9 protein-coding genes and 3 pseudogenes are annotated in these 15,861 nt (G+C 70.1%); 4 read left to right on the top strand and 8 right to left on the bottom strand.

Features of this window, described 5'->3' with window-relative positions:
- The first annotated feature begins 7 nt into the window (after positions 1 to 7).
- From flgK to queC, 4 genes are all read left to right on the top strand, one after another.
- Positions 8 to 1,921, top strand: coding sequence for a flagellar hook-associated protein FlgK (flgK, locus tag ACFJGX_RS26365; RefSeq protein WP_382161680.1), 1,914 nt, complete (start codon positions 8 to 10; stop codon positions 1,919 to 1,921).
- 157 nt (positions 1,922 to 2,078) lie between these two features.
- A complete protein-coding gene (gene flgL / locus ACFJGX_RS26360; RefSeq protein WP_382327388.1) occupies positions 2,079 to 3,296 on the top strand; it encodes a flagellar hook-associated protein FlgL in 1,218 nt (405 codons plus the stop codon).
- A 19-nt stretch (positions 3,297 to 3,315) separates the two neighbouring features.
- Positions 3,316 to 4,554 carry an HDOD domain-containing protein gene (locus ACFJGX_RS26355; protein ID WP_382327386.1) on the top strand — a complete coding sequence of 413 codons (1,239 nt, stop codon included), beginning with the start codon at positions 3,316 to 3,318 and terminating at the stop codon, positions 4,552 to 4,554.
- Positions 4,551 to 5,306 carry a 7-cyano-7-deazaguanine synthase QueC gene (gene queC / locus ACFJGX_RS26350; RefSeq protein WP_382323261.1) on the top strand — a complete coding sequence of 252 codons (756 nt, stop codon included), beginning with the start codon at positions 4,551 to 4,553 and terminating at the stop codon, positions 5,304 to 5,306. The genes ACFJGX_RS26355 and queC overlap by 4 nt, the downstream gene beginning before the upstream one ends.
- Here queC and ACFJGX_RS26345 read toward each other — a convergent pair.
- The 8 genes and pseudogenes from ACFJGX_RS26345 to gspL form a co-directional block, all read right to left on the bottom strand.
- Positions 5,307 to 7,038, bottom strand: a pseudogene (locus tag ACFJGX_RS26345) (ABC transporter ATP-binding protein/permease).
- 165 nt (positions 7,039 to 7,203) lie between these two features.
- A pseudogene (locus ACFJGX_RS26340) lies at positions 7,204 to 8,104 on the bottom strand (5'-nucleotidase).
- Positions 8,105 to 8,106: 2 nt separating this feature from the next.
- Complete coding sequence (gspF, locus tag ACFJGX_RS26335) at positions 8,107 to 9,336, bottom strand: type II secretion system inner membrane protein GspF (RefSeq protein WP_382327384.1); 1,230 nt, start codon at positions 9,334 to 9,336, stop codon at positions 8,107 to 8,109.
- Positions 9,337 to 9,496: 160 nt separating this feature from the next.
- Positions 9,497 to 10,939, bottom strand: coding sequence for a type II secretion system ATPase GspE (gspE, locus tag ACFJGX_RS26330; protein ID WP_382323264.1), 1,443 nt, complete (start codon positions 10,937 to 10,939; stop codon positions 9,497 to 9,499).
- 10 nt (positions 10,940 to 10,949) lie between these two features.
- Positions 10,950 to 13,149, bottom strand: a pseudogene (gene gspD / locus ACFJGX_RS26325) (type II secretion system secretin GspD).
- Between the two features lie 45 nt (positions 13,150 to 13,194).
- A complete protein-coding gene (gene gspN, locus ACFJGX_RS26320) occupies positions 13,195 to 13,557 on the bottom strand; it encodes a type II secretion system protein N (RefSeq protein WP_382325883.1) in 363 nt (120 codons plus the stop codon).
- Between the two features lie 429 nt (positions 13,558 to 13,986).
- Positions 13,987 to 14,466, bottom strand: coding sequence for a type II secretion system protein GspM (gene gspM, locus ACFJGX_RS26315; RefSeq protein ID WP_382323265.1), 480 nt, complete (start codon positions 14,464 to 14,466; stop codon positions 13,987 to 13,989).
- A 59-nt stretch (positions 14,467 to 14,525) separates the two neighbouring features.
- A complete protein-coding gene (gene gspL, locus ACFJGX_RS26310; protein ID WP_382323266.1) occupies positions 14,526 to 15,833 on the bottom strand; it encodes a type II secretion system protein GspL in 1,308 nt (435 codons plus the stop codon).
- Between the last annotated feature and the right edge of the window lie 28 nt (positions 15,834 to 15,861).

Here is a 15,861-nt window from a genome sequence, read left to right as displayed (position 1 = left end):
GCACGCCATGTCCGCCCTCAACATCGGCGCCCGCGCGCTCAATGCCAACCTCGCGGCCCTGCAGGTCATCGGCAACAACATCGCCAACGTCAACACGCCTGGCTATTCGCGCCAGAACGTGATCCAGCAGTCGTCGGGCTACCAGCAGATGGGCAACGGCTACTTCGGCATGGGCGTGGAGATCGCCACCGTCGAACGTTCGCACAACCAGTACCTCACGCGCGAAGCGCAGAAGGCCGGCTCCGTGGCCTCCGCCGATGCGCTGCGCTATGCGCGCCTGCAGCAGCTGGAAAGCGCCTTCCCCACCGGCTCGGCGGGCCTGGGCACGGCGCTCAACGACATGCTCAACGCCTGGACCGATGTCTCGTCCTCGCCCGGCAACCTGACCGCGCGCGTGGTCGTGATCGCCAAGGGCGAAGAACTCGCCTCCCGCCTGCGCAACACCGCCAGCCAGATCGACTCGCTGCAGCACACCACCAAGCAGCAGGTCGGTGGCGCGGTCAACATCATCAACGGCCTGGCGCAGGACCTGGCCAAGGTCAACGCGCGCATCACCGAGAGCCAGGGCAACGGCCACACACCCAACGACCTGCTCGACCAACGCGACAAGATCCTGGGCGACATCAACAAGTACGTGCAGACCACCAGCGTGCCCGCAGCCGACGGCAGCGTGAGCGTGTTCATCGCCGGCAGCCAGCCGCTGGTGCTGGGCACGCGCGCCAACGCGCTGGCCGTGGGGCAGGACAGCACCGACAGCGCGCGCGTGGCGCTCTCGTTCGTGCAGGGCGGCGTGAGCACCCCGATTCCGGACGCCAGCCTGGGTGGCGGCGAACTCGCCGGCCTGATGCGCTTCATGAACGAAGACCTGGTCGACGTGCAGAACCTGCTGGGCCGCATGGCGCTGGCCACGGCCACCACGGTGAACAACCAGCACAAGCTGGGCGTGGACCTGCAGGGCAACCCGGGCCAGAACTTCTTCAACCAGCCCGCTGGGGCCGTGGGCCTGCCCCGGCCGGGGAACAACGGCACCGCCGAAATCAGCGCCAGCGTGGCCGACCCGACCGCGCTCGTCGCCTCCGACTACGAGCTGCGTTTCGAGACCGGCGGCATGAGCGTGGTGCGCCTGTCCGACGGCACCTCCACCCCCGTGACGTCCCTGCCCGCCGTGGTCGACGGCCTCACCTTCAACCTCGACAACGGCGCCGGCTCGCCGGGCGACCGCTTCCTGGTGCGCCCCTACGCCGCCGCCGCGCGCGACCTGCAGGTGGCGATCGGCTCGCCCGACAAGCTGGCCGCGGCCAGCCCGGTCATGGTCACGCCCGGCACCGGCAACTCCGGCGGCCTGAGCGTGGAGAGCCTGTACGCCTCGTCGGCTTCGCCCAACCTCACCGACCCGGTCACCATCACCTTCCTGGCCGACGGCAGCTTCACCGCCACCGGCCTGGGCCCGGGCAACCCGCCGCCCGACAACCCCGGCCCGCCGCCGAGCTACAACTTCAAGCCAGGCCAGTCCATCACCCTCAACGGCTGGAGCCTCACCATGCGCGGCAGCCCGGGCGCGGGCGACACCTTCAGCATCGGCGCCGCGCCCGCTGGCGCGATCTCGCAGAACGCGGGCAACGGCGCCGGCATGCTGGGCCTGCGCGACCTGCCCACCTACGGCGGCGTGCCGCTCTCCGATGGCTACGTCAGCCTGTTCTCCGACATCGGCACACGCGTGCAGGGCGCCAAGTTCGCCGCGGACTTCTCGGCCAACGTCGCCAACACCGCCGAGACCGCGCGCGCCAACGTGGCCGGCGTCAACCTCGACGAAGAAGCCGCGCGCCTGCTGCAGTACCAGCAGGCCTACCAGGCCTCGGCGAAATTCCTCCAGATCGCCCAGAGCACCTTCGACAGCCTGTTGCAGACCGTGGGTCGCTAGATATGAACACCCCCCTGCGCCGCTGCGCGGCTTCCCCCCTCTCTGGCGCGCCTTCGGCGCTTGGAGGGGGAACGGCATCTTGGGCCGGCGGAGCCGGACCCTCGATGCCTCTGGAAGCTCGTCGGCTCGCCGACGCCTGAACGTTTGAGGAACTGCCATGCGAATCTCCACCGCCCACAGCTACGACAACACCATCGCCATCCTGACCCGCCGCCAGGCCGAACTGGCCGCGCAGCAGGAGCGCGTGTCCACCGGCCTGCGCGTGCAGAAGGCCAGCGACGACCCGGTGGCCGCCACGCTGGCCGAAACCGCCGCCAACCGCCTGGCCCGCACCACGGCCGACATGCGCGCGCTGGAAGCCTCGCGCGCCAGCCTGCAACAGGCCGAGAGCGGCCTGAAGGAATCGGGCGACCTGATCCAGCGCGTGCGCGACCTGCTGGTGACCGCCGGCAACGCCACCTTCACCGACGCCGAACGCGAAGACGTGGCCAAGCAGCTCGAAGGCCTGCGCGAGCAGCTCATCGCCGTGGCCAACCGCAAGGACAACGCCGGCCGCACCCTCTATGGTGGCCTGGGCGGTTCTTCCACGCCCTTCGTGGACCTCTACGGCCCCAGCGGCAGCGGCGTGCAGTTCGACGGCCAGCGCGGCCAGGCCGCCGCCGGCAACAGCTCGCTGCCGCAGGCGCTCGACGGCGACGCCATTTGGATGCGCGTGCCCCAGGGCAACGGCACCTTCACGCTCGGCGTTCCCACCAGCAACGCCGGCAACGTGAGCACCACCATGGGCAACGTCACCAACGCCGCGGCGCTCACCGGCGACGACTACGACATCACCTTCGCCGAGGTCGGCGGCGTGATGCAGTACACCGTGACCAACGCCACCACCGGCACGCCGGTGCCTGGCCATGTCGGCCAGCCCTACGTGGCCAACAAGACCATCGAATTCGACGGCATGTCGCTGGAGCTGCGCGGCAAACCCGCCGCCGGCGACCGCGTGGAACTGCGGCCCGTGACCACCACCACCGACATCTTCTCGGTCGTGCAGAACGCCGTGGACGCGCTGCGCTACAACGGCCCCAACGAAAGCGCGTACCACGCCCAGGCCATGGCGCGCGCCATGACCGAGGTGGACGCCGGGCACGACCGCGTGCTCGCCGCTCGGGGCCGGGCCGGTGAATGGCTCAACCGCGCCGACTCGCTCAACTCCCAGATGGAAGACGGCTCGATTGCCCTCAAGACCGAGAACGCCCGCCTGGTCGAACTCGACCCGATCAAGGGCCTGTCCGACCTGCAGACCCAGCAGCTCGGCCTGGAGGCCGCCATCAAGACCTACGCACAGGTGCAGCGCCTGTCGCTCTTCCAGGTGATCAATTGACCTGCGTTCCCCTCTTCTCATGATCATCAGCCACACCGTGTTGGACAGCATCGCACTGGGCTACGAGCCCGTGTGGAACCGCGCGCGCGAACTCGCCGCCGTGCGCATGGGCGTGCGCGCCGTGCACCCCGAATCCGTCGACGCGGCCCACCTCATGCAGGCCCTGGGCGACGACTGGCCCGCCAGCGCGCCGGTGCTCATCCTCAGCGTGGACAGCCCTCGGCTGCTGCAGCAGGCGCTGGCCTGCGCGCCCGTGCAGAACACCTGGCTCGAAGTGCCCGCCGCCCTGTTCGAACAGCCCGAGACCCTGGCCCGCCTCACGGCCGGGGCCCGGCGCGGGCACCGGCTGCTGCGCCGCACCGACCTGGCCGCCGTGCGCGGCGAGGGCCTGGCCCCGGCCGATGCGCGCAACCTGCTCAAACTCGGCGCCGAATCCGTGCCGGCCGGTCTGATCGGCCAACTGGTCGAAGGCGTCACCACGCAAACCCTGGCGCGCCAGTGCCTGGACGACGCCGGCGCCTGGGGCGTGCTCGGCTGGCCCGACAGCGACGTGCTGCACGCGCACCGCCACCAGCCGCTGAACTACGACGGTGCCGTGGTCAAGCAGATCCTCATGGCCATCGGCGACGAAGACTGCTCCATCGAACACCTGGAGCGCCTGGTGCGGCAAGACCCGGTGCTGGTCTACCGCATCCTGCTGATGGTCAACTCCGCCGCCTTCGGCGGGCGCCACGAAATCGGCTCGCTGCGCCACGCCTTGATGATGCTGGGCTTTCGCGAGCTGGGCCGCTGGCTGGCCGAGCAACTGCCCAGCAGCGAAGCCGACCGCGACCTGCACCCCGTGCGCTACGCCATGGTGATGCGCTCGCGTCTGGCCCAGCACCTGCTGGCCACCGGCTCCGAAGACAACCTGCGCGGCGAGGTCTACACCACCGCCTTGCTCTCGCAACTCGACCGCCTGCTGCACCAGCCGCTGGGCGAACTGCTCAACCGACTGCCCCTGTCGGGCCGGGTGTTCGACGCCGTGCTGCGCCACGACGGCCCCTACCACCCGCTGCTCGACGTGGCGCGCGCCCTGGGCGAACCCGCCCAGCTGCACCGCCTGCCGGCGGTGTGCCAGCGCCACGACATCAGCCTGGAGCACGCCAACCGCGCGCTCATCCGCATGCTGCGCCACCAGCCGCGACCACGCCAGCCCGAGGTCCGAGCGACTGACCTAGCGGGCTCGGGCGGCGCGCTACGATGGAGACCATCATGACCTCCGCGCCCCCCGCCTCCACCCCCCACCACACCAGCGCGCTCGTGCTGTTCTCCGGTGGACAAGACTCCACCACCTGCCTGGCGCACGCGCTCTCGCGCTACCCGCGCGTGGAAACCATCGGTTTCGATTACGGCCAGCGCCACAGCGTGGAAATGACCGCGCGCCTCAACGTGCTGCGCGAGCTGCGGCAACGCTTCCCCGCGTGGTCGCAGCGGCTCGGTGAAGACCACGTGCTCGACCTCGGCGTGCTCGGCAAGGTCAGCGAAACCTCGCTCACGCGCGACATGGCCTTTCGCATGGAAGAAAACGGCCTGCCCAACACCTTCGTGCCCGGGCGCAACCTGCTGTTCCTCACGCTGGCCGCCGCCCTGGCCTACCGGCGCGGCATCCAGGTCATCGTCACCGGCGTGTGCGAAACCGACTTCTCGGGCTACCCCGACTGCCGCGACGACACCATGAAGGCGCTGCAGGTCGCGCTCTCGCTCGGCATGGACCACCGCTTCCTGATCGACACCCCACTCATGTGGATCGACAAGGCCGCCACCTGGCGCCTGGCACACGAGCTGGGTGAAAACGCGCTGCTGGTGGGCGGCGGCAACTCGCTGGTGGACCTGATCGTCGAACACACCCACACCTGCTACCTCGGCGACCGCGAACACCGCCAGCCCTGGGGGTACGGGTGTGGCGGGTGCCCGGCGTGTGAGTTGCGCGCGAAGGGGTGGGCGGCCTACGCCGCGCCGGTGGCTTGATCAGGCGCCGTCGGCGCGGCTGATGTCCAGCCGGTAACGCGCCCCGCCCGCCGCCGCCTGCTCGTTGGCCCGCAGCGCCCAGCGCTGCCGGTGGTGCGCGGCCAGGGTGGAGCGGTGGGCGATGGAGACGATGGCGCCGTGCGCCTGCTTCACCCGTTCCACCAGGCGCTGGTAGATGGTCGCTTCGGCTTCTTCGTCGAGCGCGCTGGTGGCTTCGTCGGCCAGCACCCAGGCCGGTTTCTTGAGCATCACGCGCGCGATCGCCAGGCGCTGCCGTTCGCCGCCCGAGAGTTTCTGGCTCCAGGCGTCTTCGCGGTCGAGCTGGTCGGTCAGCGCCGGCAGCAGGGCCTCGTTCAGGACATCGCGCAGGGCTTCGTCGGTGTAGTTCTCCGCCGGGTCAGGGTAGGCCAGGGCGTCGCGCAGGCGGCCGTCGGGGAAGTAGGGCCGCTGCGGGATGAACATGGTGTCCTTGGGCAGGCCCACGCGGCCCAGCGCGTGCGGCCAGATGCCGGCGAGGGCGCGGAACAGGCTGGACTTGCCGCTGCCCGAGGGGCCGTGCAGCAGCACGGTGTCACCGGGCTTCACGTCCAGGTCCACGCCGGCGAGCAGCGTGCTGCCGCCGGGCAGGGCCACGGTGAGGTCTTGCGCGTGGATGCCGTCGGCCGACTCGTTGAGCGAAAGGTCGTCGCGCGTCTGCGACTGGTGCGACAGGCTGGCCTCGAAGCCCACCAGGCGGTCGGTGGTGGCTTTCCAGACCGCCAGGGCCATGTAGTTATCGACCAGCCAGGACAGCGAGTCCTGCACGCGGCCGAAGGCGGAGTTGATCTGCATCAGCTGGCCGAGCTGGATGGCGCCGCTGAAATAGCGCGGCGCGGCGACGATCATGGGAAAGATGATGGCGGCCTGAGAGAAGAAGCTGCTGAACCAGGTGAGCTGTTTCTGGTTGCGGATGAGGGCGAAGTAGTTGCCCATCACGTCGCGGAAGCGCACATCCAGGTGGCGGCGCTCCACCTGCTCGCCGCCGTCGAGTGCGATGGATTCGCTGTACTCGCGCACGCGCACCATGTGGTGGCGGAAGTTGGCTTCCAGCATCTGCTGCTGGAAGTTCAGCCGCACCTGCGGCCGGCCGATCCAGTGCGCGATGGCGCTGCCCACCGCGCAGTACAGCACGGCGGCCCACACCATGTAGCCGACGATTTCCAGTTCGCCGCCGCCCAGGAAGCCGGGCAGCGGGACGTTGATGGAGCCGCTGAGCGTCCAGAGGATGCCGACGAAGCTCACCAGGGTGATGAGGGCGTTGAACATGCCCATGGACAGCGTGACGGTGTAGCTGGTGAAGAGGTTGAGGTCTTCCTGGATGCGCTGGTCCGGGTTGTCGGGGTTGCCGTGCTCGTCGGCGGTGAAGCGCGCCAGCTCCATGCGGTAGAAGGCCTTGTTGCGCCAGCCAGCGGCCCATGTAGTGGTCGGTGAGCCAGACGCGCCAGCGCAGCTGCAGGATCTGCGTGAGGTAGAACTTGTAGACCGCGAGCACGATGTAGATCAGCGCCAGCCAGCCGAAGCGCCCGATCTGCTGCCAGAACACAGGCTGGTCCTTGGCCTGCAGGGCGTCATAGAAGACGCGGTACCACTCGTTGATCTGCACCAGCATGTAGACCGTGCCGAGGTTGAGCATCACCACGGCCAGCAGCAGGCCGCGCGCGCGCCATTTTTCCTCGGACTTGAAGTACGGCATGGCAAAGGCGCCAATGCCTTTGAGCGTGGGCCACAGCGAGGGCGGTCGGCGGGCGGCGGGGGCGGCGGATGTCGTCATGGGTGGGCCCTGGGCTGGTCGGGCGCGGACGGCGCCCGGTGATGGCGCATCGTAGCGGGTCGGCCGGCCCGCTCGCTGAGGCGGGGCTTAGGCGCCGTTGCTGACCCCGCTGCGCAGCATGCCCGGCAGGCACGTGCAGCGCGGCCGACTCGATGTGGCCGGTCTGGTCGTCGAAGAAGAAATCGGGCTCGAACTCGCGCAGGAACTCGCCCTTGGGCAGGCCGCCGAGGAACATGGCTTCATCGACCTCGATGTTCCAGTTCATCAGAGTGCGGATCGCGCGCTCGTGCGCCGGGGCGCTGCGCGCGGTGACCAGCGCGGTGCGCACGCGCATCATCGGCGTGCCCTCGCTCTGCAGGCGGTGCAGGGCTTCGAGCAGCGGCTTGAAGGGGCCGCCGGCCAGCGGCAGCGCGGCCTTGCTGGCCTCGTGTTCCTGGAAGGCCGAGAGCCCTTGCGCCTGGTAGACGCGCTCGGCCTCGTCGGAGAACAGCACGGCGTCGCCGTCGAAGGCGATGCGCACCTCGTTCGGGTGCTCGCTGCTGGCGTGCACCGACTGGGGGTAGACCTGCGCGGCGGGCACGCCGGCCTCGAGCGCGGCGCGCACGTCGGCCAGGTGGGTGGAGAGGAACAGGTTGGCGCGCAGCGGGCGCAGGTAGCGCCAGGGCGGCTGGCCGCGCGTGAAGCTACCGCGCTGGATCGGCAGGCCGTAGTGTTGGGCGGAGCGGAACACGCGCATGCCCGAGACCGGGTCGTTGCGCGAGAGGATCACCACCTCCACCCGCTGCGCCTGCGCGTCGTTGAAGGCGAGCAGCTTGTGCACCAGCGAGAAGGCCACGCCGGGTGCGGCCGGCTGGTCCAGCCGGTCGAGCTGCAGCTTCATGTAGGCGCGGTCGTCGCCGGTTTCGAAGAGGCGGTTTTCTTCCTCGAAGTCGAACAGGGCGCGGGAAGAGATGGCAACGACGAGCTTGCCTTCGAGGGAAACGCCCATGGTCAGGTGACGAGTTGGTTGAGCTGGATGATCGGCATCAGCACCGCGAGCACGATCAGCATCACGACCAGGCCCATGCCCACGATCAGCAGGGGCTCCAGGATGGTGGCGATGTGCATGGCGCGGCGCTGCACCTCGTCGCCGAGCTGTTTGGCGGCGCGGTCCAGCATGGCGGGCAGCTGGCCGGTCTGCTCGCCCAGCCGGGCGAACATGGACACCAGCGGCGGAAAGCGCTTCTTGCTGCCCAGGGCCGAGGCCAGGGGCGCGCCTTCGCGCACCAGCACCACGGTGTCGAGCGCGTCGGCGCGCATGGCCTGGTTGGAGAGGGTTTCGGCGGCGGTCTGCAGGGCGCGCAGGATGGGCACGCCGGCCGCCGCCAGCATGGCCAGCGTGGCCGAGAAGCGGGCCGCGTTGTAGCCGCGCGCCAGGCGGCCCACCAGCGGCAGGCGCAGCCAGGCGGCGTCCATGCGCAGGCGGATGGCTTCGTTGCGGCGCGCGAACACGACACCACCGATGCCCAGCGCCAGCAGGGCCAGCATGAACCAGCCGTAGGAACGCACGAAGTCGCTCAGGCCGAGCATGACCACGGTGAGGAAGGGCAGGGCGCGCTTGCTGCCGGCGAACACGTTCGCGACCTGCGGCACCACGTAGGAGACGAGGAACACCACGATCACGATCGCCACCAGCGTGACGATGGCCGGGTAGAGCGAGGCCGCGACGATCTTGTTCTTGAGGGCTTCGCGCGCCTCCAGGTCGTCGGCCAGGCGTTCGAGCACGGTGCCGAGCAGGCCGCTCTGTTCGCCCGCGGCGATCACGCCGGTGTAGATGGGGGAGAACTCGCGCGGGTGTTGCGAGAGCGCGCGGGCGAAGGTGGAGCCGCCGTTGACCTCGGAACGCAGCGAGGCCATGAGGTTGCGCTGTTTTTCGTCTTCGGACTCTTCGGTCAGAGCCGAGAGCGCGCGTTCCAGCGGCAGGCCGGCGGCCACCAGGCCGGCGAGCTGGCGCGTCCAGACCGCGAGGGCGGTGGCGCTGAAGGCGCGACCGCCCCAGAGCGTGATGTTGAGGCCCTTCGCGGCCGAAGTGCCCTGCGAGCCCGCGGCGGGTTCGACCAGCAGCGGCACCAGAGCGCGCGCGCGCAACATGCTACGCGCGGCGCGCGCGGTGTCGGCGTCGATCAGGCCTTTCTGCGTGGCGCCCTGGGCGTCCAGGGCTTCGAAGGTGTAGGCGGGCATCAGCAGGAACTCCCCCCTGCGCCGCTGGCGCGGCCTCCCCCCTCGCTGACGCGCCTTCGGCGCTGGGAGGGGGGACGCACCCTTGGGCCGGCAGAGCCGGACCCTCCGGCGCCCTGCACGAGACACGTCTTGCCGGGGAGATCGCGTGGGCGATTCATATTCAATCTCGGGTGACCGACATCACTTCTTCCGGCGAGGTGATGCCCGAATCGATCAGGCGCTGGCCGTCGGCGCGCATGGAGCGCAGGCCGGCGTCTTCGGCCGCCACATACACCTTGCTCTCGGCGGCGCGGTTGTGGATCAGCGCGCGGATCGTGTCGTCGGCCACCATCAGTTCGTAGATGCCGGTGCGGCCCTTGTAGCCGGTGTGGTTGCACTGCTCGCAACCCACCGGGTGCCAATGGCCCTTGTCGTCGGCGCGGCGGCAGTGCGGGCAGAGCTTGCGCACCAGGCGCTGCGCGAGCACGCCCAGCAGCGAGGAGCTCAGCAGGAAGGGCTCCACGCCCATGTCGGTCAGGCGGGTGACGGCGCTGGGCGCGTCGTTGGTGTGCAGCGTGGCGAGCACGAGGTGGCCGGTGAGCGAGGCCTGGATGGCGATCTGCGCGGTCTCGAAGTCGCGGATCTCACCGATCATGATCACGTCCGGGTCCTGGCGGAGGATGGCGCGCAAGGCCTTGGCGAAGGTCAGTTCGATGCGGGCATTGACCTGCGTCTGTCCCACGCCGGGCAGTTCGTATTCGATCGGGTCTTCCACCGTCATGATGTTCTGGGCGTTGGCGTCCAGGCGCTGCAGCGCGGCGTACAGCGTGGTGGTCTTGCCCGAGCCGGTCGGGCCGGTGACGAGGATGATGCCGTGCGGCTGGCCGATGAGCTTGCGGAAGGCGTTGAGCACATCGCCCTGCATGCCCACGGCTTCCAGGCTGAGCTTGCTCTCGCTCTTGTCCAGCAGGCGCAGCACGGCGCGTTCGCCGTGGGCACTGGGCAGGGTGGAGACGCGCACGTCCACCGCGCGGGTGCCGATGCGCAGCGAGATGCGGCCGTCCTGCGGCAGGCGCTTCTCGGAGATGTCGAGTTCGGCCATGATCTTCAGGCGCGAGATCAGCGCCGCGTGCAGCGCGCGGTTGGGCTGCACGACTTCGCGCAGCGAGCCGTCGACGCGGAAGCGCACGCTGGAATGCCGTTCGTAGGGTTCGATGTGGATGTCGCTCGCGCCGTCGCGCGCGGCCTGCGTGAGCAGTGCGTTGAGCATGCGGATGATGGGCGCGTCGTCGGCGGTCTCCAGCAAGTCCTCGATCGCCGGCAGCTCCTGCATCATGCGGCTGAGGTCGGCGTCGCTCTGCACCTCGCTGACCACGGCGGCGGCGCTGGACTCGCCCTGGGCGTAGGCCGCGCTGATGCGCTGCTTGAGCGTCTCGCCGCTTTCCCAGCGGATGTCGTTGACCGGGTGCACGCGCAGGATTTCCGTCAGCGCCGAGAGGCGACGCGTCTGCGCGCCGGAATCGGTGGCGGGCGTGCTGCTGCCCAGCAGGGTCAGCGTGGCGCCGTCGTCCTCGATGAGCCAGTGGTGCTCGCGGGCGAAGGCGTAGGGCAGCGGGTACTTCACGGCCGCCGCCTCACTGCCGGGGCGCCGTGTTCTGCGGCGCCGGGTTCACCGGGGGCGTCGTTTGCGGGTCGGCCAGCGAGCGCACCGGCGCCGTGCCGTCTGGCGAGGGCGCGCGTGGCGGCAGTTGCGGTGGCATGACCGGCGCCTCGTTCACGCCCAGCACGCCACTCTGCCGGGGTTGGGCGTCCTTCTGCACCGAGCGCATGAGTTCGTAGCGGTCGAGTGCCAGGCTGCTGGTTTCGCGCCCGTCGCGCATCACCACGGGGCGCAGGAACACCATCAGGTTGGTCTTCTTGCGCGAGCGGGTTTCGCTGCGGAACAGGTTGCCGAAGATGGGCACGTCGCCCAGGCCGGGCACCTTCTCCTGGTTGCCGGCGTACTCGTCCTGCAGCAGGCCGCCCAGCACCACGACCGCGCCGTCCTCGACCAGCACGGTCGATTCGATGGTGCGCTTGTTGGTGATCAGGCCGGTGGTGGAGTTGACCGAAGAGGGCACGACGTTGCTGACCTCCTGGTAGATGGTCATCTTGATGGTGCCGTTCTCGCTGATCTGCGGCTTCACGCGCAGCGTCAGGCCCACGTCCTTGCGCTCGATGGTCTGGAACGGGTTGACCGAGCCTTCGTTGCTGCCGGTGTTGGTGAACTGGCCGGTGACGAAGGGCACGTTCTGGCCGATCACGATCTTGGCTTCTTCGTTGTCCAGCGTGAGCAGGTTGGGGGTGGAGAGCACGTTGCCTTCGCCGTTTTCCTGCAGGAAGCGCGCGAGGAAGCCCAGCACGTACACGCCGTTGGTGCGGCGCGCCAGGCCCAGGTTCATGCCGGGGGATGGCGTGGCGTTGCCCTGGGCCAGTTCCAGGATGTTGCGGCCACCAGTGCCGAAGTTGGTGCCCAGCAGACCGATCACGCGGTCGCCCGAGCTGCCGAGCGCGCCTTGCCACTGGATGCCGAACTCGGCCGCCTTCTCGGCGTTCACTTCGGCGATCAGGCTTTCCACGTAGACCTGGGCGCGGCGCGAGTCGAGCTGGTCGATCACGGCGCGCAGCTGGCGGTACTGCGGTTCGGGCGCGGTGATGATGAGCGAGTTGGTGGCCGGGTCGGCCTGGATCTGGCCGCCGGTCGACGGCGAGCCGCTGGGCGTGACGGCGGCGGTGGCCGCGTTGTTGTTGTTCGCGCCTGCGGTGCCGGTGGGCGTGAGGGCCGCGCGGTTGAGCGGGGAGGTCGCACCACCGCCCAGGGAACCGCCGCTCAGCCCACCGGAGGACTCACCCGCCAGCGCGGCGCGCAGGGTGGTGGCGCAGCGAGGTGGCGTCGGCGTTCTTCAGGTAGACGACGTGGATGTTGCCGCTGAGCTTGTCGGACGAAGGCTGGTCCAGCCGGGCCACCAGCGAGCGCACCAGGGCCAGGCGGGCGGGGTTGGCCGCGCGCAGCACCAGGCTGTTGCTGCGCGGTTCGGCCACCAATGTGGTCTTGTACGACTGGTCGGCCTGCGCACCACCGCCGGCGGTGGCGGGGTCGATCAGCCGGGTGACGAGCGCGGCCATGTCGGCCGCCACGGCGTGCTGCAGCGGGATGATCTCCACGTCGGTCGCGCCCGCGACGTCGAGCGAGGCGATGATGCGGCCGATGCGCTGCAGGTTGTCCGCGTAGTCGGTGATGACCAGCGAGTTGTTGCCGGGGTTGACGTTGATGGTGTTGTTCGGGCCGATCAGCGGGCGCAGCACCGGCACGAGGTTGTTGGCCGATTCGTGGTTGAGCCGGAAGATCTGCGTGACCACGGTGTTGGAGGCGGGCAGGGCCGACACCGAACCGGCGCTCACCACGTTGCCCTGCAGCTTGGCGTCGGCCTCGGGCACGATCTTGTAGAGGCCGCCGGTGTCCACCAGCGAGAAGCCCTGCAGCCGCAGCACGGCGGCGAACTGGTTGAGCGCCGCGGTGGGGGTGACGGGCCGCTCGGTGACGAGGTTGACGGTGCCCTTCACGCGCGGATCGACCACCACGTTGCGGCCCGTGATGGTGGCCATGGTGCGCGCCACCGCTTCGATTTCGGCGGCGACGAAGTTGAGGGTGACGGGCTCGTTCGGCGCGGCCGGCGCGCGCGCCGTCTGCGAGATGCCGTTGCCCGACAGCAGGCACAGGACCAGTGCCAGCGCCGTGAGCGCACCGCCGTGGGCTGCACGGCCCGGGGCGACACGGAGTGGGTTCGGTTTCATGGTCGGATCGTATCTTGAAGTGTGGAGAAGGAGCGCGCTCAGTTGTCAGCCAATGTTGAGCAGCGAGCGTGGGCCTTGGCGGCGGCCCATGATGTTGAGCAGGTTGCCCAGGGCGGCTTCGGCTTCGGGCGCGGCCTCGGCCACGCCTTCGAAGCGCAGCCGGCCACCGACCCAGCGGCCCGCGCCCTGCAGCCTGAGCGCGCCGCTGAGGGTTTCCAGGTTCAGCGTGGTGGTGTTGCCGTCGGCGTCGGCGCGCAGGGTCATGCGGTAGCTGCCCAGCGGGCGCAGGGTGGACAGGCGCGAGGCCAGGTCGAGCGCGTCGATGGCGGCCTCGCCCTGCATGCTGGCGCGGCCTTCGTCCCAGCGCAGAGTGAGACCGGCGGTCTGCAGGGCCAGTTGGCCTTCCACGCGCAAGGTGTTCCAGGGCGTGCCCAGGCCGCTGAGCAGTTCGGCCGGCCACAGGCTGGTGGAGCTGGCGCACGCGCAGTTCGCCGCCGCCCAGGCGGGGAATGAAGGTCATCGCCAGGGGCTCGGGGGTGCAGCAGGGGGCCATCAGGCGCAGCGCCATCGCGGGCGATCCCGAGGCCAGGCGCGGCGCGAGCTGCCATTGCAGACCTTGGGGCAGCGCGGTCTGGGTGCGGCTGCCTTCGCCGCCGGTCAGCACCAGATCGGCCTGGCCGTTCCAGACCGTGCCGCGGGCATTGACCAGTTGCAGCTGGCCCTGGGTGGCCGACGTCACGCCGCTGGCAAGCCAGCGCGCGGGCGCGAACACGACGATGGCGAACAGCAGGCCGAGCAGGCCACCGATCCAGGCCAGGCGGATGGGCCAGTTGCCGTTCATGGCGTGCCACCCAGGCCGGGGCCGGTCAGGACCAGGGTGCCGCTCCAGCCGGGGCTGCCGGGTTCGCGGTGGATCTGGCTGTCCACTGGCAGCAGACGGGCGTTGATGCGCACCTGGGCCAGCCACTGGGCCAGGGCCTCGGGCGGGGTGTTGCGCAGGGTCAGCGTGGCGCGCTCACCCAGCACCGAAAGCTGGCCGGTGCCGGACAGGCCGTTGGTGGCGGTCTCGACGGCGCGCAACACCTCGTCGCGCCCGGGCGGTTGGGCGGTGTTCTGGCTGCGCAGGGTTTCGGCGGTGGCGGCCATGCGCTGCATCTGCCCGAGCTGGGCATCCAGCCGGGCGTGGCGCGCGGGGGCCTGGCGCAGCGTGTCCAGGGCGGGCGCGATCGCCACCCACCACACCAGACCCAGGCCGATCACCCAGGCGGCGATGGTCACGGCGTTGCGCTCGCGGGACGAGAGGCGGGCCAGCGCCACCGAGAGGGCCAGGGTGAGCCTGGCGATGGGGGAGGGGGAGGAAGAGGCGGTGGCGATGGTCAGGGTTCCGGCGGGCGCAGGGCCAGCTCATTGCCATCGAAACGCACCCGCCAGCCGCTGTTCTGCAGCGACTGTTGCAGGGCGCGCAATTGGTCCTGGGTGGCGCGCCAGCCCGCGAAGCGCCCTTCGCCCGTGCTGTAGGCGATGGTGGAGGGCAGCAGGGCTTCGCCGGCCGAGGCCTGGTCGATCGCCGCGAGCAGGGTTTCCAGGTCGCCTTCGGACAGGGCGCCGGTGGCCTGTTGCAGGCGGGCCACTTCGCGTTGCATCTGCACCGGGGCGTCGAGCACCAGCGTCACTTGCGGGAAGCTTTTCTGCAGGGTCTGCACCACGGCCTTCTGTTTGGCTTCCAGGCCGCTGCGCTCGTGCCAGGCGGCGGCGTTCAGGCCCACCAGTTGCACGCCCACCAGCGCCGCCAGGCCCCAGCGCGCGGGTCGCCAGGCCGGGGCGTTGCGCCATTGCCGGAAGCTGCGCTTGAGCCGTTGGCCGCGCCGCGCGCCCGCCGAGAGGCTGAGGTCGAACTGTGCGAGGTTCCAGTCGGACTGGGCGCAGCGCAGCAACCACGCGGGCAGGGCGACGAGCTCAAAACGCTGCTGCAGCACCTGCTCGGCCTGCCCGGCCACGGTGGGATCGGCCAGCCAGACGTCGTATTCACCGGGCTCGCCTGGCGCGTCGCTGGCGGGTGGCATGAGCGCGGTGACCACCATGTCGCCCGCGGTGCCATGGCCCAGGGGAGTTTCTCGCAGCGGTGTGCAGCTCACGCCGAGCAGGCCGGCGCTGCCCAGCCAGATCTCGCCGTTCTCGTTGTAGGCCCAGTGGACGTTGGAGGGCACGTCCAGCGCGAAACTGCGCGATGAGCCCGGCGTGGCGCCAGGGGTTTCGGAGGGCACCAGCGGCCACAGGGCCGGCGCGATGCGCCCGGCCGGGCGGGCCGCTCCCTCCAGGATCTGCAGCCAGCCGCGCAGCCAGACCTTGTGGCAGGCGGCGACCCACACCGTCTGGCCCGAACGGCCACCGGGCTCCAGGGCGAAGTGCAGGTCGGCTGTGTCGGCCAGCAGGCGGTCTTCCAGCAAGCCTTCGAGCGCGGCCCGCAGGCGCGCGGTGGCGACCTTGGGCAGGGCGACCCGGTGCCAGGAGACGGCGCGCGGCGGCAGCACGAGCACCACGTCGTCGTCCCGCGGCAGCAACGCGGCCGCGCACTGACCGTGGTCGGTGATCTGCTGGCCATTGCTGGACGTGGCCCAGTCGAAAAGGGCCGTGGGTCCCGCAGGGGGCGCAGCGGAGAAGTCCGAGGGAGTGACGATCAGCACGGTGATGCGGTCATGCGAAGGTGTTACA

It is taken from the genome of Hydrogenophaga sp. UC242_50, assembly GCF_042697355.1.
Classification (GTDB): domain Bacteria; phylum Pseudomonadota; class Gammaproteobacteria; order Burkholderiales; family Burkholderiaceae_C; genus Hydrogenophaga.
Note: the sequence above shows the minus strand (reverse complement) of the source record. Positions and strands in the feature narration are given on the sequence as shown.

Bases quoted from the DNA above. Each gene is read 5' to 3' on its own strand.
- flgL (WP_382327388.1), top strand. From the start codon at position 2,079: ATGCGAATCTCCACCGCCCACAGCTACGACAACACCATCGCCATCCTG.
- gspF (WP_382327384.1), bottom strand. From the start codon at position 9,336: ATGCCCGCCTACACCTTCGAAGCCCTGGACGCCCAGGGCGCCACGCAG.
- ACFJGX_RS26355 (WP_382327386.1), top strand. From the start codon at position 3,316: ATGATCATCAGCCACACCGTGTTGGACAGCATCGCACTGGGCTACGAG.
- flgK (WP_382161680.1), top strand. From the start codon at position 8: ATGTCCGCCCTCAACATCGGCGCCCGCGCGCTCAATGCCAACCTCGCG.
- queC (WP_382323261.1), top strand. From the start codon at position 4,551: ATGACCTCCGCGCCCCCCGCCTCCACCCCCCACCACACCAGCGCGCTC.